This is a genomic window from Siccirubricoccus deserti, assembly GCF_014283215.1.
Classification (GTDB): Bacteria; Pseudomonadota; Alphaproteobacteria; order Acetobacterales; family Acetobacteraceae; genus Siccirubricoccus; species Siccirubricoccus deserti.
The window spans coordinates 129637-152265 of record NZ_JACOMF010000007.1 but is presented as its reverse complement, the minus strand read 5'-3'; the positions used below and the strand labels follow the sequence as shown (position 1 = coordinate 152265).

Here is a 22629-nt window from a genome sequence, read left to right as displayed (position 1 = left end):
CCGCGGATACCCTGCGATCCGCCGCTGGAACCGGACCCGCGACTCAGCCTAGGTGTCGCGGGCGCGATCCCATGAGCTTCTTGTCGCCTTCCAGATACTAACGTATGTTCGTTTTTAAAATGGCGCCCGGCGCCGAGGAGGAACGGGATGCGGAACGAATTCCAGGGGCTGGATTTCGGCCTTGGCGAGACCGCCGATGCGCTGCGCGACCAGATCGCCGCCTTCGCCACCGCCGAGATCGCGCCCCGCGCCGCCGAGATCGACCGGCAGAATGAATTCCCCGCCGATCTCTGGCGCAAGCTCGGCGACATCGGCCTGCTCGGCATCACCGTGGAGGAGGAATACGGCGGCGCCGGCATGGGCTACCTCGAACATGTGGTGGCGATGGAGGAGATCAGCCGCGCCTCTGCCTCGGTCGGCCTCTCCTACGGCGCGCATTCCAACCTCTGCGTCAACCAGATCCGCCGCAACGGCACGGAGGAACAGCGCCGCCGCTACCTGCCGAAGCTGGTCAGCGGTGCGCATGTCGGCGCGCTGGCGATGAGCGAGCCGGGTGCAGGCAGCGACGTCGTCTCGATGAAGCTGCGGGCGGAGAAGCACGGCGACGGCTACATCCTCAACGGCAACAAATTCTGGATCACCAACGGCCCTGATGCCGATGTGCTGGTGGTCTACGCCAAGACCGACCCCGAGGCCGGGCCGCGCGGCATCACCGCCTTTCTGGTCGAGAAGGGCTTCAAGGGGTTTTCCACGGCGCAGAAGCTCGACAAGCTTGGCATGCGCGGATCGAACACCTGCGAGCTGATCTTCCAGGAATGCGAGGTTCCGGCGGAGAACGTCCTCGGCACGGTCGGCCGCGGCGTCAACGTGCTGATGAGCGGCCTTGACTACGAACGCGCGGTGCTGGCCGGCGGGCCGCTCGGCATCATGCGCGCCTGCCTCGACGTGGTCGTGCCCTATGTGCACGACCGCAGGCAATTCGGCCAGGCGATCGGCGAGTTCCAGCTGATGCAGGGCAAGCTCGCCGACATGTACACGGTGATGAATGCGGCGCGCGCCTACGTCTATGCCGTGGCGCGGGCCTGCGACAGCGGCCGCACCACGCGAAAGGATGCCGCGGGCGCCATCCTCTTCGCCGCGGAGAAGGCCACCTGGATGGCGCTGGAAGCGATCCAGGCCCTCGGTGGCAATGGCTACATCAACGACTACCCGACCGGGCGGCTGCTGCGCGACGCCAAGCTCTACGAAATCGGCGCTGGCACCAGCGAGATCCGCCGCATGCTGATCGGCCGCGAACTCTTCGCCGAGACCGCCTGATGCCGGTGCTCGAAACCACGCTCGATGCGCGCGGCGCCGAGGCGCGCGCCAATGCAGAAGCGATGCGCGCGTTGGTCGCCGACCTCCGCGAGAAGGCCGAGGCGGTGCGGCTTGGTGGCGGGGAGGCGGCACGGCAGCGGCACCTTTCCCGCGGCAAGCTGCTGCCGCGCGATCGTATCCGCGCGCTGATCGACCCGGTCTCGCCCTTCCTCGAGATCGGCCAGCTCGCGGCGCAGGGTATGTATGGCGGGGAGGTGCCTTCGGCCGGGCTGATCGCCGGCATCGGCCGCGTCTCGGGACGCGAATGCGTCATCATCGCCAATGATGCGACGGTGAAGGGCGGCACCTATTTCCCGGTCACGGTGAAGAAGCACCTGCGGGCGCAGGAGATCGCGCAGCAGAATCGCCTGCCTTGCCTCTATCTGGTCGATAGTGGCGGAGCGAACCTGCCGAACCAGGATGAGGTCTTCCCCGACCGCGACCATTTCGGCCGCATCTTCTACAATCAGGCGCAGATGTCGGCCGCCGGCATTCCGCAGATCGCCGTGGTGATGGGCAGCTGCACCGCCGGCGGCGCCTATGTGCCGGCGATGTCGGACGAAAGCATCATCGTCCGCAACCAGGGCACCATCTTCCTCGCCGGCCCGCCGCTGGTGAAGGCGGCGACCGGCGAGGTGGTGAGCGCAGAGGACCTCGGCGGCGCCGATGTGCACAGCCGCATCTCCGGCGTCACCGACCATTACGCCGAGAATGACGCGCATGCGCTGGGCATCGCCCGCCGCATCGTTGGCACCCTCAACAGCGTGAAGCGTCCGCAGCTCGCGCTGCGCGCCCCGGTGCCGCCGCGCTACAAGGCGGAGGAACTCTACGCGGTAGTGCCGGCCGAGCGCCGCACCCCCTATGACGTGCGCGAGGTGATCGCCCGCCTCGTCGACGGCAGCGAGTTCGACGAATTCAAGCGGCTCTACGGCCAGACCCTGATCTGCGGCTTCGCCCATATCTGGGGCTATCCGGTCGGCATCGTCGCCAACAATGGCATCCTGTTCTCCGAGAGCGCGCAGAAGGGCGCGCATTTCATCGAGCTCTGCGCCCAGCGCGGCATCCCTCTGGTGTTCCTGCAGAATATCACCGGCTTCATGGTCGGACGGAAGTACGAAGCCGGCGGCATCGCCAAGGATGGCGCGAAGATGGTGACCGCGGTGGCGACGGCGGCGGTGCCGAAGTTCACCATCATCATCGGCGGCAGCTTCGGCGCCGGGAACTACGGCATGTGCGGCCGCGCCTATGCGCCGCGCTTCCTCTGGATGTGGCCCAATGCCCGCATCGGCGTCATGGGCGGCGAGCAGGCGGCGGCGGTGCTTGCGACGGTGCGGCGCGACGGCATCGAGGCGCGCGGCGGCCAGTGGCCGGCCGAGGAAGAGGAAGCCTTCAAGGCGCCGATCCGCGAGCAGTACGAGACCCAGGGCCACCCCTATTATGCCACCGCGCGGCTGTGGGACGACGGCATCATCGACCCCGCCGACACCAGGCGGGTGCTGGCTCTCGGCCTCTCTGCCGCGCTGAACGCACCGGTCCCGGAGACGCGTTTCGGCCTCTTCAGGATGTGATGGCGATGTTCCGCAAGATCCTCATCGCCAATCGCGGCGAGATCGCCTGCCGGGTCATCGCCACGGCACGGCGCCTGGGGGTGGCCACCGTCGCGGTCTATTCCGAGGCGGATGCCGGGGCGCGCCACGCGCAGCTCGCCGACGAGGCCTGGCCGATCGGTCCGGCGCCGGCGCGGCAGAGCTATCTCGACATCTCCCGCATTCTCGATGCCGCGCGGCGTTCGGGCGCGGAGGCGATCCATCCGGGCTACGGATTCCTGTCGGAGAACGCCGAATTCGCCGCCGCCTGCGCCGCTGCCGGCATCACCTTCATCGGCCCGCCAGAGGGCGCGATCCGCGCCATGGGGTCGAAGGCGGAATCGAAGGCGCTGATGGAGCGCGCCGGCGTGCCGCTGGTGCCCGGCTACCATGGCGCAGAACAGGATCCGGCGGTGCTGGCCGCGGCGGCGGGGCGCATCGGCTTCCCCGTGCTGATCAAGGCCAGCGCCGGCGGCGGTGGCAAGGGCATGCGGGTGGTGGAGCGTGCCGAGGATCTCGCTGCCGCCATCGAGGGAGCGCGGCGTGAGGCCCGCGCCTCCTTCGGCGATGACCGCCTGCTCATCGAGAAATACCTGACCCAGCCGCGGCATATCGAGATCCAGGTCTTCGCCGACACCCAGGGCCAGACCATCTCGCTGTTCGAGCGCGACTGCTCGATCCAGCGCCGGCACCAGAAGGTCATCGAGGAAGCCCCGGCTCCGGGCATGGATCCCGCGCGCCGCGCCGCCATGGGCGAGGCCGCCGTCGCCGCCGCCCGCGCCGTCGGCTATGTCGGCGCCGGCACGGTGGAGTTCATCGCCGAAGGGGATGCGTTCTTCTTCATGGAGATGAACACGCGGCTGCAGGTCGAGCATCCGGTGACCGAGATGGTCACCGGCCTCGACCTGGTGGAATGGCAGCTGCGCATTGCCGCCGGCGAACCGCTGCCGAACACCACGCCGGCGCTGCGCGGCCATGCCATCGAGGCGCGGCTCTACGCCGAGGATCCGGCGCGCAACTTCATGCCCGCGACCGGCACGCTGCTGCACCTGCGCCAGCCGGCCGAGGTGCCGGGCCAGCTGCGCGTCGACACCGGCGTCCGCCAGGGCGACCGCATCACCCCGCATTACGATCCGATGATCGCCAAGCTGATCGTCTGGGGCGAGGACCGCCCGGCCGCGGTGCAGCGGCTGGCGGCGGCGCTGGACGCCTATGAGGTCGTCGGGTTGCGTACCAACCTCGGCCTGCTGCGCGGCATCGCCACCCATCCGGCCTTCGCCGCGGCGGAACTCGACACCGGCTTTATCGCCCGCCATGCCGCGGCGCTGATGCCGGCCACGGTGCCGTCCGATGATCCGGCGATCTGGGCCGCCGCGGCGTTGGCCGTGCTGCGTGACCAGCAGTTCACCGGCGCTGCGGCGGCGGCCGGCAGCGGCGATCCCTGGAGCCCCTGGGCGATGCAGGATGCCTGGCGGCTGAACGGCGATGGCTACCAGGATCTCTACTTCCGCCAGGGCGAGGCCGCGCCGGTCCGGCTGCGCAGCCATCCGCTGCCGGAGGGCGGCTACCGGCTCGACCTGCCAGGCGGCACGGTGCGCGCGCGGCTGGAGGAGGGGCCGGTGCTGCACCTTGACGGCGTCACCCGGCGTATCGGCCTGGTACGGCGCGGGGCGGAGATCGCGGTGATCCTCGGCGGCACCAACCATCTGCTACTGCATGAGGATCCGCTGGCGCCGCCGCTGGCCGAGGCGGCCGGCAGCGACCGTGTCACCGCCCCGGTGCCGGGCCGCGTCACCCGCGTGCTGGTGCAGCCGGGCGAGACGGTCTCCCGCAACGCCCCGCTGCTGGTCATCGAGGCGATGAAGACCGAGTTCACCCTGCGCGCGCCGATGGATGGCGTGGTCGCCGTGGTGCGGGCCAAGCCGGATGAGATGGTGGAGGAGGGGGCGGAGCTGGTGAGCTTCGCCCCGGCATAGCCTCCAGCCGCCTCGGCTCGGCGTGTCGGCGACATCCATCTCCCAGGCCACCAGCGGGTCGTAGAGCGTATAGCCGGTGAATTGATCGGCGCCGCGGTCCGCCTGGCTCGTGGTCTGCGGAATACCCACCATGGAGATGCCGTAGCGCGGCACGCGCTTGCCGCCCTGGGCACTGCCTAGGGCAAGCGCGATCGGGACCGCCCATTCGCCGGGCAGGCCGGCAAGGCCGGTGGTGCCGAGAAGCACGCGGCGGGACCAAGACATGGCGTGACCTCGGGTTGGATGCCCCGGTTGGGCAGCAAGCCGCATGCCGGCAAAACCGCAGGCTGCGCGCCGCGGGGTTTGTGATCGCGCTCACAGCGGCACTGCCGCCGCATGGGGAGATTCGGCGCCAGAGCGGCCCGGAGCCGAGGAGCCCCCCGATGTCGACACACCACACCTCATCGCCGCCCGTCCTCCAGGCTGCCCCGGCGGGAGGTCTCTGCCTTCCCGCTGCCGACTCTGCTGCTGCTCACCTAAGCCCAGCCATGCGCATCGCCGCCCGCCTCCAGGCGAAGGTGATCCTCGCCGTGCTGCTGCCGGTGCCTGCCGCAGGGCATGTGAAGTGGTTCGCGCCCTATGACGTGAGCCAGCCGCCGCTGCCGCTCGGCGGCGTTCTGGGGGCACATTTCCTGCTGGTCTTCGCCGGCTTCCTGCTGCTGGTCTTCGGCGGCTACGTCCTGGACCGCGCCGTCGCCCGCAGCGGGTACGGCCTCGCCCGCTCTGGCCGGGCGGAAGCGCTGGAGGAACGGCTGATGCGGGCCGGCATCGGCAGCTTCTTCGTGGCGCTGTTCGCCACCGGCGGGGTGATCCTGACGCCGGAGCTGAGGAGTGATGCGGAATGGCCGGCCTGGCTGCAGGGGGCGATCGCCCTCAGCATGCTCTCGGCCCGGACCACGCTGCTGGGGGCGCTCGGCATCCTTGTGCTCTACGGCCATGCCGTTGCCGAGTACGGGGTCTTCCACCTGACCGACTATCCGATCTTCCTTGGCATCGCCGCCTATCTGGCGCTGACCTCTCTGGATGCGCCGCGGCTCCGGGCGCTGCGGGTGCCGATCCTGACGGTCACCTTCTGCGCCAGCCTGATGTGGGGCGCGGTGGAGAAATGGGCCTATCCGCAATGGACCTTTCCGCTGCTGGCAGAGAAGCCCTACCTCACCTTCGGCATTCCGGCAGCGGATTTCATGGTGATCGCCGGCTTTGTTGAATTCGCCCTGGCTTTCCACATCCTGACCGGGCTGGGGCTGCTGCGGCTTGGTACCGCCGGGCTGGGGCTGATCTTCGTCGCGGCCATCATCGACTTCGGCCGGCTCGACGCCATTGGCCATCTGCCGGTGATCGTCCCGCTGGCGGTGCTGTTCCTGCATGGGCCGACGCCGCTGCACCGGCGCCTGCATGATGCGCGGCGCGGGCTGTTGAGCGAGGCGAGGCGGGCCGGGCTCGGCTTCGCCGCCGCCATTGCCCTGTTCATGGGGGCGTATTGGGGGTTGCAGCATGCCGAATACGGCAGCGCCCGACCCCGGGCGGCGATGACCGCCATGGCGGGGCGGTGATGTCGCCGCTCCGCCACGGGGTGCTGGCGCTGCTCGGCGGGTTGGCGCTGATCGGCGCAGGGCTGGCGGCGCTGCCGCAGGTGGCGGCGCCGGAGCAGCGTGAACGCGGCGCGGCGGTCTATGCGCAGTTCTGCGCCGGCTGCCATGGCACGGCTCTCGAAGGGCGCAGCGGCCCGCCGCTCGGCGCCACCGGCCATGCCTGGCAGCATGCTGATACGGCACTGGCGCGGCGCATCGCCCGCGGCGGGTCGGGCATGCCTGGCTTCGGCACACAACTGGATGCGGCGGAGATTGCCGCGGTGCTGGCGCATGTGAAGGCCGCCTGGCCGGCCGGGTTGCGGGCCGCCCAGGCGGCGCTGCCGACGGAGGAGAGCGCGGCGCTGGCGGCCCTGCTGCGCGATCCGGCGGCGGCGCTGCCTGCGGATTGCGGCCCCGGCGGCTAGGGCAGATCCACCGCGATCACGCCAACGCGCGGCAGCATGGCGTCTGTGCCAAGGCACATGGCCGCTGCTGGTCGCCCAAGCCAGGGCGGTGCTGCACCAAGCCCTGGGGGGATCAAGCCTTCCTGGCGGCGGCCACGGCGGTGAGCCGCTGTCCGGGCAACCATTCCAGGGAAAACACAACATTAGGAAGGTAGTAACGAGTCGTGCATGGCGCCCAGTCGTCTAGGATATGTTTACGAAAATTGGAATGTATATTAAATACAAACCCTTATTTCACAGAGACTTGTCTGTAAATACGATTACGTTACAGACCGAAGATCCCTAATCCTCCGATAGTACCGATCCGGAAGTGGCCAGAACTACGCCAGACAGGGCCGTTTCCTATCTTCGTTTCTCGAAGACAATCTGATTATCAACCACTGGTCGTCAATGAAATGCCCAGTGGTTGCTGATCGGACACCGGAAAGTTCTGGCTAAGGAGGAAGAGGCAATGGGATCGTCAGCGAGCTCCGCAACAGCAACCAAGAGTGGATCTGCCGCGCCGGGAAAACTGCACTCGGCGCATCTCGATCATCTGTCCCACGGAGATGGACGAGACGCGGATGGCATCGAATGGGAGGCGGCTAGGCATGGTGGGCATGACAAATCCGCCCCGCCCCGCGCCGAGGCCCAGGGGCGCGGCTACAAGCCTGGCGGATCGATCGAGGACAATCGTGGCACCATCACCTTCGGCGACGTGCTGGGCAGCACTGGCCGATCCGCCACTGGCGCGGTCGGCGGAATCGGCGGCATCGGCGTGGCGGGTGGCGACGGCGGGGTGGCGATCAGCGGTATCCTGCTCGGCGACCTCAACGACTCCCTGACCGAGATAACGAATCTAGCGACCGGTGACGCCGAAGCGCGTGGCGGCGACGGCAGCACAGGCAGCCTCGGTGCAGCACGTCCGGCGGTGCACGCCGGCGACGGCGGCGATGCCTATGGCAAGCTGTTCAGCCGCGGCGTCGAGATTGAGGACAACCGCGGCACCATCCTGTTCGGCAATGTCACCGGTGGGGTCGGTGGTGCGGGCATCGGCGGCGCGGGCGGACGTGGCGGCGCGGGCGGCGCGGGCGGTGATGGCGGCCTGGCGGTCAGCGGCGTGCTGGTCGGCGACATTGCCCTTTCCGGAGCGCTCCTGATCAACGACCTGACCGGCCGGGCCGATGCCAGCGCCGGCGATGGCGGCACCGGCGGCCGGGGCGGCGACGGCGGCGATGCCTGGGCCGGCGATGGTGGCGACGCCTATGGCCATGTCTTCGCGCATAAGCTGGAGATCGAGGATAACCGAGGCACCATCCTGTTCGGCAATGTCACCGGTGGCGCTGGCGGCGCGGGCATCGGCGGCACCGGCGGCGCCGGCGGCCATGGTGGTGCAGGCGGCGACGGCGGGCTGGCGGTCAGCGGCATCGCGCTAGGCGACATCCGCTTCTCCGCCGTCGGCGTGGCCAACAGCCGCACCGGCGACAGCGATGCCAATGGCGGCAACGGCGGCAGCGGTGGGCAGGGTGGCGCAGGCGGCGACGCCTGGGCCGGCGACGGCGGCGACGCCCGTGGCCATCTTTTCACCGCCAAGCTGACAGTCGAGGAAAATTACGGCCACATCGGCTTCGGCTCGGTGACCGGCGGCGCCGGTGGCGCCGCCCTTGCCGGCGCGGACGGGGCCGCTGGGCCTGCCGGCGCCGGCGGCAATGGCGGCACCGCCATCAGTGGCGTCGCGACCGGCGACATCGTCGTCTCCCTGGTCGAGCTGATCAACGAGGTGACCGGCGCAGCCGCGGCCAACGGCGCCGCCGGCGGGGCCGGTGGGCTGGGCGGGGCTGGCGGCCTAGCATGGGCAGGTGACGGCGGCGACGCCTTCGGCCATGTCTTCGCCGCCGGCCTGAAGATCGAGGGAAATCGCGGCACCATCGACTTCGGCGACATTACCGGCGGGACCGGTGCGACCGGCGGCAACGCCTATGGACATGTATTCTCGCATGGCCTCGAAATCGAGAAGAACCGCGGCGAGATTCACTTTGGCGATGTGACCGGCGGAATCGGCGATGTCGTCGGTGATGCCTACGGTCATCTCTTCGCCGGAAGTTTCAAGATCGAAGAGAATTGGGGGAGCATACGGTTCGGAGAAACCGGGGGTGATGACATCTTCAGCCAGTTCTTCCTGGGTGCATTCGCTCTGGAGGACAATTATGGCAGCGTCTGGTTCGACGATCTGACCTACCAGGACCGATTCGAGGTGGAGGACAACTATGGCGACGTCTACTTCCAGCAGTTGTTCGACCATGGCCGGTTCGAGGTCGAGGACAACCACGGCAGGATCTACTTCGCCGCGGGCACCGATATGAGTTCGATCGAGATCAAGGGGAATTTCGGCACCATCTATGTCGGCGACATGGTCTGGGCCTGAGGTTGCAGGGGTCGCCGGTATCGGCGGCCCCATTCTCTCGCGTGTCCATTCCGCAGGGGATACACGCGCCGCGTGCAATTGGTGAAGATCGGTCGGGCATGGCGCAATTTTCTAAGGCGGCATCCAACCAGGGCGCAAATTTCCGTAACATATGTGTGTAATTGTATTCCATTCTTGACCCTGATCAGCGGCTGTTTCTAATGTCCCTGCGTAACGCCGAAGTCTTGGGAGGAAAACGCATTCGAAGGTCAATAATAGACCTGCAGATGAAGTGTAGATGAATTTTAGGGTCCGTAGTATTCGGCGTTAGCCGGATGATTATTCGGTATTCATTTTTTATCGGGGAAATTATTCCTTGAGCACTTTATTCATCTGGCGGCCTGGGCCGTGGATTGCGCCGCGACTCTCGATTGCGACCGCCAGAATGCTGGTGGAGGTGTCGTCAGGCGTAACCCGGTGGAGTGCCGCGGCGGACGCCGCGGCCGATGCAACGCCTCGGCGCCGCGGTATTGCGGGGCACTCCGCCGGGCACCGCCACGCCGGACCGGCGCCTCGAACACAATGCGACATCACCCGGGCCAAGATGCGCCCGGGACCGGATCGGCGTCGTGGCCATGGCGGCCGCGGCGCCCATGAGTGTGCGGTGCGCTAGGCACTGCGCAGGGGGGCGGGCTGCCCCGATCGCAACCGGGAAACCGGGAATTTCAGAGGAGATGGATATGAGCAAGATCACCGTACTGAGCGACGCCGATCTCGACGCCGTGACGGGTGCCTGGGGCGGCTTCACCAAGAACGTCGTCATCGGCAGCGGCAATGGCGGCACCGCCATCAGTGGCGTTGCCACCGGCAACATCAAGAACAGCTGGGTGAGCATTTCCAACAGCTACACCGGCGACGCCAACGCCAACGGCGGCGTGTTCATCTACAATTAGGCTACAATTACGCTCACCTCGGACTATCCCGCGGTGGGTCTCCTCGAGGGCCGTGCCACGGCTTTGTGGCATTGCCCCGCATCGGGGACAGTATTTCAATGGAGGAAATTAGCATGAGCAAGATCACCGTTCTGAGCGACAGCGACCTCGACGCCGTGACGGGCGCCTGGGGTGGTTATACCGTGAACGTCGTGAAGTACAGCGGCAATGGCGGCACCGCCATCAGCGGCGTTGCCACCGGCAACATCAACTACAGCGGCGTCTATATCGGCAATTACAAGACCGGCGACGCCAACGCCAACGGCGCCGTCGTCATCGACAACTGATCCGATGCAAGCCTGCGCGTGCCTGATTGGTGGCGTGCGCCGGCGATTTGTCGACCCTCTCCCGGCGGAATCCCGCCGGGAGAGACCCTTCGGACCGACCCAATCCTGAGCCGTCAAGGCAAGCGGAGTGACCCTATGGGGGTGCCATCGAAACCTCCCCTGTTCCGCCAGGAAGTCGTCGAATTCCAGCAGCAGCACCGGCAATGGGGCCGGGTGGTGCCGATGCAGCCGATGCCGGTGCGGCTGATGGTCTGGTTCATCAGTGGCGCTGCCCTCGCCGTCGTCGCCTTCCTCTTCGTCGCCCAATACGCCCGCAAGGAGACCGTCATCGGCTATCTGGCGCCGATGGCCGGCAGCGCGCGGATCTTCGCGCCACAGCAGGGCATCGTCAGCGCCGTGCATGTCGAGCAGGGCCAGCATGTCAGCGAAGGCCAGCCGCTGCTCAGCATCACCACCGACCAGATCGCCGCCAATGGCGAGGACGTCAACGCCACCATCCTGGCGACGCTCGACCGGCAGAAGCAGTCGCTGATCCGCCAGATCGCCGCAGAGGAGAAGCGCGGTGCTTCCGACCGAGAGCGGCTGACGGTACAGATCCAGGGCCTCGAGGCCCAGATCGCCGACATCGCCGCGCAGATCCTGCTGCAGCGTGAGCGCATCCGGGTGGTAGAGCGCCTGGTCGCCTCCGGCGCGCAACTGGCGACGCGCGGCCTGGTGTCCGAGGTAGAGCAGCGACGGCGTGAGGAGGCGCTGCTTGAGCAAAAACTCAGCCTCAACGCCGTCGGCCAGCAGCTGACGGAACGCCGGTCGCAGCTCTCCGAGGCGCGGTTCAACCTCGAGCAACTGCCGATCGTCACCGCCGAGAAGATCCAGCAGCTGCGCAACGAGCTTTCGGTGGCGGAGCAGCGCACCGCCGAGGTCAATGGCCGCCGCGCCTATATCATCCGGGCGCCGATCTCCGGCCGCGTCTCCTCCCTGCAGGCCAGCGTCGGACAGCTCGCCGACCCGCGCCGGCTGCAGTTGCAGATCGTCCCGGGCGAGAGCGCGCTGCAGGCGGAGCTGTTCATCCCGGCCCGCGCCATTGGCTTCGTCGAACTGGGGCAGCGGGTGCGGATCCTCTACGACGCCTTCCCCTACCAGCATTACGGGACCTACCGCGGGCGGATCGTCAGCGTCTCCCAGACCATCCTGACCGGCACTGACGTGGCCGCGCCGGTGACGCTGACCGGGCCTTCCTACCGTGCCATCGTGGCGCTCGAGCGGCCGGACATCGACGCCTACGGCAAGCGCATTCCGCTGCAGCCCGACATGCAGCTGCGCGCCGACATCATCCTGGAGCGGCGGACGCTGGTGGATTGGATTCTCAACCCGCTGCTGAGCGCCAGGATCCAGGGATGAGGGCTGCCACATGATCGAGGGCCTGCTCGACTTCGGCGGCCGGCGACGGCTGCCGAGCATCCTGCAAACCGAGGCGGCCGAATGCGGTCTCGCCTGCCTGGCGATGATCGCCAGCTACCATGGCCATCGCATCGACCTGAACACGCTGCGCCGCCGTCACCCGGTGTCCCTCAGGGGCGTCACCCTGCGTGGGCTGATCCAGCTTGCCAGCCAGCTCCACCTTGCCAGCCGGCCGGTGCGCTACGAGTTGGAGGACATCCGCGAGCTGACCTTGCCGGCGATCGTCCACTGGGACCTGAATCACTTCGTTGTGCTGAAGGCGGTGACCGCGAAGGGCGTGGTGGTGCACGACCCGGCCACCGGTGTGAAGACGCTGACCCTGGAGACGGCATCGAAGCACCTGACCGGCATCGCGCTGGAACTGTCGCCGGCCGAAGGCTTCGCCCCGAAGCAGGAACGGGCGCGGCTGCCGTTCCGGGTGTTCTGGGCGCAGATGCCGGGGATGTCCTCGCCGCTGGCGCAGATCTTTTTGCTTTCGGTGATCCTCGAACTGCTGGTGGTCGCCGCGCCCTTCTACATGCAGTTGACGGTGGATGAGGTCGTCGCCCGCGGCGACACCGACCTGATGCTGGCGCTGGCGCTTGGCTTCGGCCTGCTGATGGCGATCCAGGTGGCGACCAATGCGCTGCGCTCGCACATCATGCTGGTGGTGCAGAACGCCATGCACTTCCAGATGGGCGCGCGGCTGTTCCACCACCTGCTGCGGCTGCCCCTGGAGTTCTTCGAGAAGCGCCACATCGGCGATGTGCTGTCGCGCTTCAACTCGCTGACGCCGATCCGCACCGCCATGGCCGAAGGGCTGGTCCTCGCCGCCATCGACGGCATCATGGCGCTGGCGACCCTGGCGATGATCTTCGTCTACAGCGCGCAGCTGGCGCTGGTGACGCTGGCAGCCCTGCTGTTCTACGTGGTGCTGCGCCTGGTGCATTATCGGCGATTCCGTGACCTCAACGAGGCGAAAATCCAGGCCGATGCGCAGGAGAATTCCAACTTCATCGAAACCGCGCGGGCGATCCAGACGGTCAAGCTGTTCAACCGCGAGAGCGACCGTGAAGCGCAATGGCTCAACCGCTACGCCGATGCGGTGAACGCCGACATCCGGCTGGGGCGCGCCCAGGTGCAGTTCCAGACCATGAACCGGGCGATCTTCGGCGTGGAGCAGATCGTCACCGTCTACCTCGCGGCGATGCTGGCGCTCGACAACCTGCTGACCGTCGGGATGATCTTCGCCTTCATGTCCTACAAGCAGAATTTCACCACCAAGGCCTCCACCCTGGTGGAGAAGGCAATCGAATTCCGCCTGCTCGACCTGCATCTGGAGCGCCTCTCCGACATTGCGATGAACCCGCTGGAGCGCGGCCATGACCGGCCGCTGGCCTATGCCCAGCCGATCCAGGGCGCGCTGGAACTGCGCAATGTCTCCTTCCGTTACGCCGAGACCGAGCGTTTCGTGCTGGAGAACGTCAACCTGAAGGTGGAAGCGGGCAAGTTCATCACCATCATGGGGCCATCCGGCGGCGGCAAGACCACGCTGCTGAAGATCATGCTGGGCCTCTTGGAGCCGACCAGCGGCGAGGTACTGGTGGACGGCATCCCGCTGCAGACCATCGGCGTGCGGGTCTACCGCGAGCAGGTGGCGGCGGTGATGCAGGAAGACATGCTGCTGTCCGGCTCGATCGCCGACAACATCTGCTTCTTCGATCCGGCCTTCGACCAGGAACGCATGGTGATGTGCGCCCAGATGGCTGGGGTGCATGAGGAGGTGATGTCGATGCCGATGGCCTACAACAGCCTGATCGGCGACATGGGCAGCTCGCTCTCGGGCGGCCAGAAGCAGCGCGTCCTGCTCGCCCGGGCGCTCTACAAGAGCCCACGCATCCTGTTCCTCGACGAGGGCACCGCGCATCTCGACGTGGAGAAGGAAAAGCAGATCAACGAGCGCCTTCGCCGCCTCGCCATTACCCGGATCAGCGTTGCGCACCGACCGGAGATGATGCACGGCACCGACAGCATCCTGTTCATCGGCCAGGACCATCGGCGCCCGGACGTTCCGGCGCAGCCGGAGGGCCAGCCGGACCACGACTAGAGCGGATCGCGGAAGGGCGTGAATTATCATTGAAACTAAGACATTACAGAGGATTGGCGTGCAGGCATGAACGCAATCCGCTGTAGGGCATTTTCCGTTCACATGGGTTCACAGAAAATACTCTGTCTTGTGACAAAGAAGCAGATTCTCGCCTCCGGGCGATGCCGTCCTTCGGCGATCTGCTCTAGGCCTCATCCACCATGCCACGCCAGGCGCCACCGCAGGCCGAGGCTGGGCTGCTGGATGCGCTCGGCGCCGCGCCGGCCGGCCGAGCCAGCCATGCCGCCATGGCGCTCGCCGAGGCCGTCGCCGGGCTTGGCCCCGGCTGGGTCGCTCTGGAGGGTTGCCTGCTGCCGGAGGAGGGCGCGGCGCCAGCCGGCCGAATCCGCCACGCCCTGCTGCATCCGTCGGCCGGGATCGTCCTGCTGGAGTTGGCGCCGGGCGACATCGCGCCGGATGCCGCCGGGCGGCTGGGGTGGCTGCTTGATGCGGCCGGATTCACGCAGCGCTTCGGCGGGCTGCCGCCGATTCTGCACCTACGTCTGCCGCAGCGCATGCTGCCGACTCTCGGCTGGGTGATCGAGAAGCAGTTCGGCCGCCGCCCGGCCTTGGCGGTGGCTGGCGGCTCGGCCTGGGTCGGCGCGGCGCAGCAGGCGCTGGCAGGGGCAGTTCTGCCACCACCCCCGGCTGTGCCGGTGGAACCGGTCGGGCCGGGCGGCGGCTGGCAGGGGGGGCGGCTGCTGGCCGGCATTTGGGGCGGCCTGGTGCTGCTGGTCGGCAGCGTCGTGCTGATATTGCAGTTGCTTGGGCCGCCAGAGCCCGATGCGGATTTCGCTGCGCTGGTTCCGCTGCCGGCGACGCTGCCGAAGCCGATAGGGGGGCCTCGGCCACGCTACCCGGTCCGGTCGATCCGACAGTGGGTCCGGCCTGGGCGGAGGGGCCAGCCGAGGAGCGCGGGGCGGCTCCGCCAGTGGAGCTTGTCTCCCTGTCTCCGCCAGAGGCTGCGGTCTCGACGCCCGGTTCAGCCCTCGCCGCGCCGGAGATCGCCCTGCCTGACGGGCTGACGACGGAGCCGGCAGCACCGGGACCGGTGTGCCTGGGCCGATAATTCCTGAACCGGCGGTGGCAGAGCCGGTTTTGCCGGAGCCGCCTGGGCCTGGGTCGGCGCTGGTCGAGCCGGCCACACCGGAGCCAACGCTACCGGCGGCGTCGGCGGCAGCGAGCCTGGCGCCGACGCCCCCCATGCCGGTTGCGCCGGAGCCAGTCAGCCCAGGGCGCGCCATGTCCAGCCCGATTGCGGCGCAAGCCGCCGCACCACCGGCCCCCGGCCCCGGCGATGCCACCGCCGGAGCGCCGGCAACCCTGGTATTGCCATCACCCGGTATTGGCTCCGACATGGCACAGGCCGAGGCGGGCAGCCCCGTGCCCGAGGCCATGACGTTCGTTGGCGGGCCGACCCCGGCTTCGACATCCGAAGCACCGGCCATGGACGCCCTGACCGGGATCATCCCCGGGGAGCGGTACCCGCCGGAGCCGCCCGCCATCGCGGTCTTGCCGCCAGCGCCAGCGCCACCGCCATCAGCGCCATCACTGCCCGCCGTGGCGCTGCGACCGGCCGCGACTGCGGCCGCCGCCCCGCTGTCGGCGCTGGTGCAGCGCGCCGATGAGATGCTCCAGCTCGGCGACATCGCGGCGGCGCGGCGGCTCTATGAGCGGGCGGCGATGGCCGAGAATGGCCAGGCGGCGCTTGCCCTGGCCCGGACCTACGACCCCGCCTTCCTCGCGCTCATCCACGCCCGCGGCATCCAGGGCGACCCCGCCCTGGCCAATACCTGGCACCACCTTGCCCTGGCGCTCGGCGTTGGCGAGGCGCGAGAGCCGCTCGCCCCGATCGGCCCACCGCCCGGGGAGTGACTGCGCTACGGCGGATTGCGTTCAGCTCCGAACGCTGCCCCGCCGTAGCCGGTTGTTCGTGGAGCGGATTCGCGCCTTGGAGCGTTCACGCCTCCCCGCCGCGGCTTGCGCTATCCGGCCGCGCCGGTGATTGCGTAGCTGCGCGTACGGAAGCGGATGGTCGCGTGCACCCCGGTGGGTCGGAAGTCCAACGCCACGCTGCCGCCCGGTCCAAGATCATGTGCCAGGGCCCGGGTCAGCAGCCGGGTGCCGAAGCCGCCCCGATCAGGCGGGCCCGGAACCGGTGGGCCGCCGCTTTCGCGCCATTCGATGATCCAGTCCTGGCAGCTCTCAGCCCGGCGGCAGATCACCTTCACATATCCCGCCGGCGTCGAGAGTGCGCCATGCTTCACCGCGTTGGTTGCCAGCTCATGCAACGCCAGGACCAGCGCCTGGGCCTGCCCGGGCGAGGCCATCGCCGGCTCGACGTCATGGATGCAGTGGATGTCGATGCGCGACGGATCGCCCGGCTGCGTCGGCAGCATCCGCACATCCGGTGACAGCTCCCTTCCGGCGTCCCCGGAAGCCAACCAGGGCGCCAGCCCGGCCTGCACCACCGCGTGCAGCGCCGCGGCCTCCCAGGAGAAGGCGGCCAGCAGGTCATGGGCCCGCGCCAGGCTCTGCAGCCTTGCATTGAAGGCAGCGGTGAAGCGTACCGGGTCGGAGCCGGCCTCGCCGCGGGCGGTCTGCTGGGCCAGCGCCTGCACCGTGGCCAAGGCATTCTTCGCCCGATGGTTCAACTCGGCCACCACCAGCCGCAGTCGCCGCTCGCTTTCGAGCAGCGAGGTCAGCGCGGCACGCCGCCGGCTGGTCTCGGCCAGCAGCGCATCGGCGACGTCGTCGGTCTCCGCCAGCCCGGTCGTCACCGGTGCCGCGGGAGCCTCATCCGTGGTGGTTGCGAGCCGCCGCAGCGCGGTGATCGGGCCGGTGATGCCGTGTGCCACCAGCTGCGCCAACCCCAGCCCACCGAGCAGCAGCGCCATGCCCACCGCCAGCGAGTTCGTTGCCCGCCGCCAGACGGGTTGCGTCAGCTCGGACAGCGGAATGCCGACGGCGACCGCCCAACCATAGGCATCAAGCCGGCTGAAGGCGGCAATCAGCGGTACGCCTTCCGCCGAGGTGGTTTCGTAGATCGCTTCCGATCGATCCGCGGCTGCCCTGAAGAACGCCGAGCTGACCTTCTCACCCTCGTAACCGGCGGGGTTCGGGAGCTGGGCAATGCGCACCCCGGCACCGTCGAGCAGGGAGACGCACCAATTGGTGCCCCGGTGCTGCCGGGCGATCAGGTTGGACAAGGCGTCCGGCCGGGGGGTGAGGGCGAGAACGCGGTCCAGCTTGCCGTCGGGCCGCCAGACCGGCACCTTGATGGCAATCGCCCGGCGCTGCAGACCGCTGCCGACATAGAGGTCGGAGACGGCGGGTTGGCCGGTCGTCAGGACCCGTTGCAGGTTGGTGGTTTCCTGCAGCATCGGCAGCGGCGCGCCGGGAGGCACCGCGGTGTTCATCAGTTGCTGGCCATCCTGCCGCACCAGCATGATGCTGGCACCGGGTTGCTGCAGGGCCAGCACCACCTCCGCCTCGGCCCGGAAGGCGAGCAGGTCATCCCGCGCCAGGGATTGGGACAGGGCCAGCACCTCAAGCGCCGCCACCCTGGTTCCCAGTTCGCCCTCCACCAGCTGAGCGAGGCTGCTGGCGAGGTCCTGCGCCTGGACACCGAACTGGTCCCGCTGCGCCTGGAAGTCCCGGTAGATCAAGGCAAGGTGGAAGCCGAGCAACGGCAGCACGCCGACCAGCACGAGCAGAACCATCCGGCCGCGGAGCGTCAGCCGATGCATCGGGGCTCCGTTGAACAAGTCGTGGCGAGACCCCTGTTGGGTGAATGCGGTGCGATGCGTGCACACCAGCGCTGCCGCAATCGTGGAGGCTGAATTGTATCAATACCCTGAGGAATGCGGCGCTCTTGTATTTGCAATTGCTTGCAGGCGTATACTGTCAGTCGATCCATGCTGCCAGTGTCGTTGCGGCGGTTGTGCCACCGCTCACGGGTTCGCGTTCTCAACAGCAACTCGCCGCAAGCGGTCATACCGGGGCCGGCCAGAGGATTGCTGCATCGGTCTGCTCGTGCAGTCAGGATGGCCGCTCTACCGCCGCGTCTCCCAAGGTGTTGCCGGATCCTGCCCGGTCGACTCGCCGTGCGCCGCATCGCCGGGCGGCCATCCTTGGGGCACGTTCAACCATGAATACATAAGCGCGCTTGCTTCGTCGTACTGATTGAAAACTCCAAAGAAGAGTGATCGGGCGGGAAATCCCGACGCCACCTCATCGCATGATGCCATGCGTGGCCGCATCGTGCCGCCAGTCTCATAGGCCAACCGGGCATTCGCGTCAGGCGGCCGAGACTTCGACCGCGGTGTCGTTGTAGCAGGCGCCTTCCGACAGATCGGCGCGATCCGTGGCGGAGACCAGGGCGCTGATGGTCTGCCCGGTCGGACTGCTGGCGAGCCAGGTACCCTTCTCCGAGGCAACCACGCCGGGTGGCACCGCATCGGTCACCCGCAGCGGCAGGATGACGGCGCCGAGCGCGTTCCACAGCTTCACCCGGCTCGCCGCCTGCAAGCCGCGCGCCGCGGCATCGGCAGGGTGCATCAGCAGCGGCGGGTTATCCGCCGGCGCACCGCCGGCACCGAGCAGGGTGGAGGAGATGCGCTTGTCGGAAGCCGGCGAGATCAAAGCCAGCGGCAGCGCCGCCGTGCGCGGCCGGTAGCCTGGCAGCCGTGCCTCAGGGCCCCAGCGCCCCGCCAGGGTGTCCGAGACCAGTTCCACCTTGCCGGAGGGGGTGGCCGGCATGATGGTGTCGAACACCACCAGCGGGCGGCCATCCGGTGCCGTCATGCGCAGCGCCTCGGTGGTTGGCACTGCGCTCGGTCGGATGCCGCGGAGCCGCGGGTCGGCGGGGTCCAGCGCCTCATCCATCAGGGTCGCGTCATCGGCGGCGAAGCAGGGTTCGTCGAAGCCGAAGCGGGCGGCAAGGCGGCGGAAGATCTCGGTGTTCGGCAGGGACTCACCCAGTGGCGGGATCACCGGTGCGGCGCGCTGCAGCCAGGGGTGGCCGTAGGAGACGTAGATGTCATCCACCTCGAACTGCGTCGCCGCCGGCAGGATGATGTCGCAGAAGCGCATGCTCTCGGTCATCGCCACCTCGACGCCGACGGTGAAGATCTCCTCGCGCAGCAGGCCGCGCTTCAGCCGGTTCTGGTCCGGATGAACGACGATCGGGTTGTGGTTGTAGATGAAGAGCGCGCGCAGCGGCGGGTCGAGTGTGTCGCTCTCAAGATGCCGGCCGACATCGAGGATGTTCAGCGTGCGGGTGCCGGGCGGCAGCAGGTCCGGCCGGTGCAGACGCGCCGGGGTGCGGGGGAAGGCATTGCCGGCGCCGAGCACCACGCCGCTGCGGGCATCCAGCTTGCCGAGCAGGGCGGGCAAGGCGATGGCGGCGCGCAGCCCGCTGCCGCCGTTGCGGTGGCGCTCCAGCCCATTGCCGGGGGCGATGACCAGCGGCGTGGCCTCGGCCATCCATTCGGCAAGGGTCTCGATCTGCGCCAGCGGGATGCCGCAGGTCTCGGCGGCGCGCTCTGGCGGCCAGGCGCGGGCGGCTTCCATGTATTCGGCATAGCCGGCGACATGCTCGGCAATGAAGCGCCGGTCATGCGCGCCGCGGACCTCCAGCGCGACGGCTAGGGCGAAGCCCAGCACCACATCGGTGCCCGGGCGGATCGCCAGGTGCAGGTCGGCCTGCTCGGCCACTTTGGTGCGCAGCGGGTCGATGACCGCCAGCCTGCCGCCATGGCGGCGGGCAATGCCAAGCTGGCGCACCAGATGCAGGTTGGTGACGGTGGCGTTGTTGCCCCAGAGGATATTGAGCCGTGCCTCCGCCGCCGCCTCCGGCCCGACGCCGGGCACCGCGCCATAGGTGCCGACCCAGGCCTCGCTGCGCACCCCACCGCACATGGCGCGGCGGAAAAGTTGGGTGGCGCCAAGCCTGTGGAAGAAGCGCAGCGACATGCTGTCGTAGGACAGCAGCCCATGCGGCCCGGCGTAGTTCAGCGGCATCACCGCCTGCGGGCCGTAGCGGTCGATCACTTCGGTGGTGCGGGCGTGGATGATGTCCAGCGCCTCATCCCAGCCGATGCGGCGGAAACTGTCGCCGCCGCGCGGGCCGACCCGCTGCAGCGGATGGTGCAGACGGCCTGGGCCATGCACGAACGCGCCGGTGTGGTGCGCCACCTTGTTGCAGATGACCCCGGCGGTATAGGGCAGGGCCTGCGAGCCGCGGACCTTGACGATGCGCCCGGCCTCGACGCCGACAGTCAGGCTGCAGGTGTCCGGGCAGTCGAGGGTGCAGACGCTGGGGTGTTCGGCGATGGCCATGTTCGGCTCCTTGCCCGGCTGCGGAGAAGGGCAAGGTTAGCGCGATTTCATCCTGGCCGGATACGGCTCGCATGAGTCGGCGGCCCGGAAGCGCCTGCTTCCGGAGCCACAGGGAGCCTGGGCGCCCCGGGGAGGCCGGCCCGTCCGAAGTGCCGCCTGCGGCACTCCGGCGGCGGCCATCAGCCGCGGGCGATCCAGGGCATCTTCGCCGCGGTGATGGTGAGAAACTGGATATTCGCATCCAGCGGCAGGTTGGCCATCATCAGCAGGCTGCTGCCGACATGGGCGACGTCGAAGGTGGGCTCCACCATCATCTCGCCATTGGCCTGCTTCACCCCGCGCGCCATGCGAGCGGTCATCGGCGTCGCCGCATTGCCGATGTCGACCTGGCCGGAGACGATGTCGTACTTCCGCCCGTCCAGCGCCAGGGTCTTGGTCAGGCCGGTGATGGCGTGCTTGGTCGAGGTATAGGCCACGCTGTCCGGCCGCGGCACATGCGCGCTGATGCTGCCGTTGTTGACGATGCGCCCGCCCTGCGGCGACTGCTCCTTCATGATGCGGAAGGCCGCCTGGGCGCAGAGGAAGCTGCCGGTGAGGTTGACCTGCACCACCCGCGCCCAGTCGGCATAGGCCAGATCCTCGATCGGCCCGGCCGGAACATTGCCGCCGGCGTTGTTGAACAGGAAATCGAGCCGGCCCCAGTTCGACTTCACCGCGGCGAACAGGGCCTTCACCGCCTCCGGGTCGCCGACGTCGGTCGGGTGGACAAGGGCGCGCGAGGCGCCATTGCCGGCCAGGCCGGCGGTTTCCTCAAGGGCGTCCAGGCGCCGGCCGGCCAGCGCGACCGACCAGCCATCGGCAAGCAATGCCAGGGCGGCGGCGCGGCCGACGCCGGAGCCGGCGCCGGTAACGACGGCATATTTGGTGGACATGGGGACTCTCCTTCCTGCGTCCCGCCGAGGCGGCCCCCGGCGACCGGACGGTTAGCTGTTCGGCCCGCGCCCCATGCCGATCGGCTGCCAGCGGCGCAAGGCGGTATTCTGCAGCACGGACGGGTTGACGCAGCTCATCGGCCATTTCCCGGAAAGCACCAGCGCCAGTTCGTGCCCGACCCGGCGCTTCCGCGCCTCATCGAAGCGGGCGGAGGCGGAGGCGACATGGGCGGTGAGGGTGACGTTCTCCATCCGCAGCAGGGGGTTGTTGTGCGAAGGCGGTTCGACTTCCAGCACATCGAGCGCGGCATGGGCGATCCAGCCTTCCTGCAGCGCCTTGATCAGCGACTCCTCATGCACGGTCGGGCCGCGGCCGACATTGACGAAGATCGCGCTCTTCTTCATGCGGCGGAAATGCTCCTCGCGCAGCATGTGGGTGCATTCAGGACGCGCGGGGGCGTGCATCGAGACGAAGTCCGACTGCTCCATCACCTCGTTCAACGTGGCCGGCAGCACGCCATGCTCGGAGATCAACATCTCTTCGACGAAGGGGTCATAGGCGATCATGCGCAGGCCGAAGGGCGCGGCGCGCTTCGCCACGGCGCGAGCGACCCGGCCGAAGGAGATGAAGCCGAGCGTCATGCCCATCAGGCGGGGGATCTTGAGCAGCGCCGGGCGGCCTTCCTTCCAGCGGCCCTCGCGCACCATGCGGTCCTGCTCCAACAGCCGACGGAAGCCGGCCAGCAGCAGCATCATGGCATGGTCGGCCACCTCCTCGATGAAGGTGTCAGGCACGTTGGTCACTGGAATGCCGCGCGCTGTCGCCGCCTTCACGTCGACGCTGTCGACGCCGACGCTGCCGAGGCTGATGACCTTGCAATTCTCCAGGCTGTCGATGATCGCCTTGGTGATCGGGATGCCCTTGGCGTAGATCGCATCCGCGCCGCGGGCGGCGGCGATGAAGCCGGCCTCGTCGGTCGGCGCTTCCTCGATGGTCGCGTCGAGGCCTTCCAGCGCCTCGCTCTCCAGCCCATAGCCGCCGCCCGCGACGGTGAAGCTGGCGCCGGCTGGCGTGACGATCCTGAACCTGGGCATTACGTTCCCCCTCCTTCCTTGCT

The 22629-nt window shown here is 68.4% G+C and carries 16 protein-coding genes; 12 read left to right on the top strand and 4 right to left on the bottom strand.

The window, feature by feature from the left end:
- Positions 1–147: 147 nt before the first annotated feature.
- The 12 genes from H7965_RS08815 (at position 148) to H7965_RS08760 (ending at position 16112) form a co-directional block, all read left to right on the top strand.
- Positions 148–1317 carry an isovaleryl-CoA dehydrogenase gene (locus tag H7965_RS08815; protein ID WP_186770195.1) on the top strand — a complete coding sequence of 390 codons (1170 nt, stop codon included), beginning with the start codon at positions 148–150 and terminating at the stop codon, positions 1315–1317.
- The gene (locus tag H7965_RS08810; RefSeq protein ID WP_186770194.1) at positions 1317–2924 is read left to right on the top strand and encodes a carboxyl transferase domain-containing protein; all 1608 of its coding nucleotides are present in this window, start codon (positions 1317–1319) and stop codon (positions 2922–2924) included. Before H7965_RS08815 ends, H7965_RS08810 begins: the two co-directional genes overlap by 1 nt.
- 5 nt (positions 2925–2929) lie before the next feature.
- A complete protein-coding gene (locus H7965_RS08805; protein WP_186770193.1) occupies positions 2930–4918 on the top strand; it encodes an acetyl/propionyl/methylcrotonyl-CoA carboxylase subunit alpha in 1989 nt (662 codons plus the stop codon).
- A 527-nt stretch (positions 4919–5445) separates the two neighbouring features.
- Positions 5446–6510 (top strand): hypothetical protein, encoded by a 1065-nt coding sequence (locus H7965_RS08800; RefSeq protein ID WP_186770192.1) that lies wholly within the window; start codon positions 5446–5448, stop codon positions 6508–6510.
- Positions 6510–6953, top strand: a complete 444-nt coding sequence (locus H7965_RS08795; protein WP_186770191.1) for a c-type cytochrome — start codon at positions 6510–6512, stop codon at positions 6951–6953. The genes H7965_RS08800 and H7965_RS08795 overlap by 1 nt, the downstream gene beginning before the upstream one ends.
- A 490-nt stretch (positions 6954–7443) precedes the next feature.
- Positions 7444–9396, top strand: coding sequence for a hypothetical protein (locus H7965_RS08790; RefSeq protein WP_186770190.1), 1953 nt, complete (start codon positions 7444–7446; stop codon positions 9394–9396).
- Positions 9397–10115: 719 nt separating this feature from the next.
- Complete coding sequence (locus H7965_RS08785; RefSeq protein ID WP_186770189.1) at positions 10116–10328, top strand: hypothetical protein; 213 nt, start codon at positions 10116–10118, stop codon at positions 10326–10328.
- Positions 10329–10441: 113 nt separating this feature from the next.
- Positions 10442–10654, top strand: coding sequence for a hypothetical protein (locus tag H7965_RS08780; RefSeq protein ID WP_186770188.1), 213 nt, complete (start codon positions 10442–10444; stop codon positions 10652–10654).
- 135 nt (positions 10655–10789) lie between these two features.
- Positions 10790–12052 (top strand): HlyD family efflux transporter periplasmic adaptor subunit, encoded by a 1263-nt coding sequence (locus H7965_RS08775; protein ID WP_222440523.1) that lies wholly within the window; start codon positions 10790–10792, stop codon positions 12050–12052.
- A 10-nt stretch (positions 12053–12062) separates the two neighbouring features.
- The gene (locus H7965_RS08770; protein ID WP_186770187.1) at positions 12063–14198 is read left to right on the top strand and encodes a peptidase domain-containing ABC transporter; all 2136 of its coding nucleotides are present in this window, start codon (positions 12063–12065) and stop codon (positions 14196–14198) included.
- 200 nt (positions 14199–14398) lie between these two features.
- Positions 14399–15262 carry a hypothetical protein gene (locus H7965_RS08765; RefSeq protein WP_186770186.1) on the top strand — a complete coding sequence of 288 codons (864 nt, stop codon included), beginning with the start codon at positions 14399–14401 and terminating at the stop codon, positions 15260–15262.
- 421 nt (positions 15263–15683) lie between these two features.
- Positions 15684–16112, top strand: coding sequence for a hypothetical protein (locus tag H7965_RS08760; RefSeq protein WP_186770185.1), 429 nt, complete (start codon positions 15684–15686; stop codon positions 16110–16112).
- Positions 16113–16222: 110 nt separating this feature from the next.
- Here the strand turns inward: H7965_RS08760 and H7965_RS08755 are convergent, their stop codons facing one another.
- The 4 genes from H7965_RS08755 to H7965_RS08740 form a co-directional block, all read right to left on the bottom strand.
- On the bottom strand, positions 16223–17986 hold the full coding sequence (locus tag H7965_RS08755; RefSeq protein ID WP_186770184.1) for a sensor histidine kinase: 1764 nt from the start codon (positions 17984–17986) through the stop codon (positions 16223–16225).
- A 550-nt stretch (positions 17987–18536) separates the two neighbouring features.
- The gene (locus H7965_RS08750) at positions 18537–20579 is read right to left on the bottom strand and encodes a molybdopterin-dependent oxidoreductase (RefSeq protein WP_186770183.1); all 2043 of its coding nucleotides are present in this window, start codon (positions 20577–20579) and stop codon (positions 18537–18539) included.
- Positions 20580–20758: 179 nt separating this feature from the next.
- The gene (locus tag H7965_RS08745) at positions 20759–21511 is read right to left on the bottom strand and encodes an SDR family oxidoreductase (RefSeq protein WP_186770182.1); all 753 of its coding nucleotides are present in this window, start codon (positions 21509–21511) and stop codon (positions 20759–20761) included.
- A 51-nt stretch (positions 21512–21562) separates the two neighbouring features.
- Positions 21563–22606 carry a C-terminal binding protein gene (locus H7965_RS08740; RefSeq protein ID WP_186770181.1) on the bottom strand — a complete coding sequence of 348 codons (1044 nt, stop codon included), beginning with the start codon at positions 22604–22606 and terminating at the stop codon, positions 21563–21565.
- Positions 22607–22629: the final 23 nt, after the last annotated feature.

Excerpts from the sequence above, each read along its gene's own strand:
- H7965_RS08790 (WP_186770190.1), top strand. The coding sequence starts at position 7,444 with ATGGGATCGTCAGCGAGCTCCGCAACAGCAACCAAGAGTGGATCTGCC.
- H7965_RS08810 (WP_186770194.1), top strand. The coding sequence starts at position 1,317 with ATGCCGGTGCTCGAAACCACGCTCGATGCGCGCGGCGCCGAGGCGCGC.
- H7965_RS08815 (WP_186770195.1), top strand. The coding sequence starts at position 148 with ATGCGGAACGAATTCCAGGGGCTGGATTTCGGCCTTGGCGAGACCGCC.
- H7965_RS08785 (WP_186770189.1), top strand. The coding sequence starts at position 10,116 with ATGAGCAAGATCACCGTACTGAGCGACGCCGATCTCGACGCCGTGACG.
- H7965_RS08800 (WP_186770192.1), top strand. The coding sequence starts at position 5,446 with ATGCGCATCGCCGCCCGCCTCCAGGCGAAGGTGATCCTCGCCGTGCTG.
- H7965_RS08770 (WP_186770187.1), top strand. The coding sequence starts at position 12,063 with ATGATCGAGGGCCTGCTCGACTTCGGCGGCCGGCGACGGCTGCCGAGC.
- H7965_RS08795 (WP_186770191.1), top strand. The coding sequence starts at position 6,510 with ATGTCGCCGCTCCGCCACGGGGTGCTGGCGCTGCTCGGCGGGTTGGCG.
- H7965_RS08750 (WP_186770183.1), bottom strand. The coding sequence starts at position 20,579 with ATGGCCATCGCCGAACACCCCAGCGTCTGCACCCTCGACTGCCCGGAC.
- H7965_RS08805 (WP_186770193.1), top strand. The coding sequence starts at position 2,930 with ATGTTCCGCAAGATCCTCATCGCCAATCGCGGCGAGATCGCCTGCCGG.
- H7965_RS08740 (WP_186770181.1), bottom strand. The coding sequence starts at position 22,606 with ATGCCCAGGTTCAGGATCGTCACGCCAGCCGGCGCCAGCTTCACCGTC.
- H7965_RS08780 (WP_186770188.1), top strand. The coding sequence starts at position 10,442 with ATGAGCAAGATCACCGTTCTGAGCGACAGCGACCTCGACGCCGTGACG.
- H7965_RS08755 (WP_186770184.1), bottom strand. The coding sequence starts at position 17,986 with ATGCATCGGCTGACGCTCCGCGGCCGGATGGTTCTGCTCGTGCTGGTC.
- H7965_RS08765 (WP_186770186.1), top strand. The coding sequence starts at position 14,399 with ATGCCACGCCAGGCGCCACCGCAGGCCGAGGCTGGGCTGCTGGATGCG.
- H7965_RS08775 (WP_222440523.1), top strand. The coding sequence starts at position 10,790 with ATGGGGGTGCCATCGAAACCTCCCCTGTTCCGCCAGGAAGTCGTCGAA.
- H7965_RS08745 (WP_186770182.1), bottom strand. The coding sequence starts at position 21,511 with ATGTCCACCAAATATGCCGTCGTTACCGGCGCCGGCTCCGGCGTCGGC.
- H7965_RS08760 (WP_186770185.1), top strand. The coding sequence starts at position 15,684 with ATGGACGCCCTGACCGGGATCATCCCCGGGGAGCGGTACCCGCCGGAG.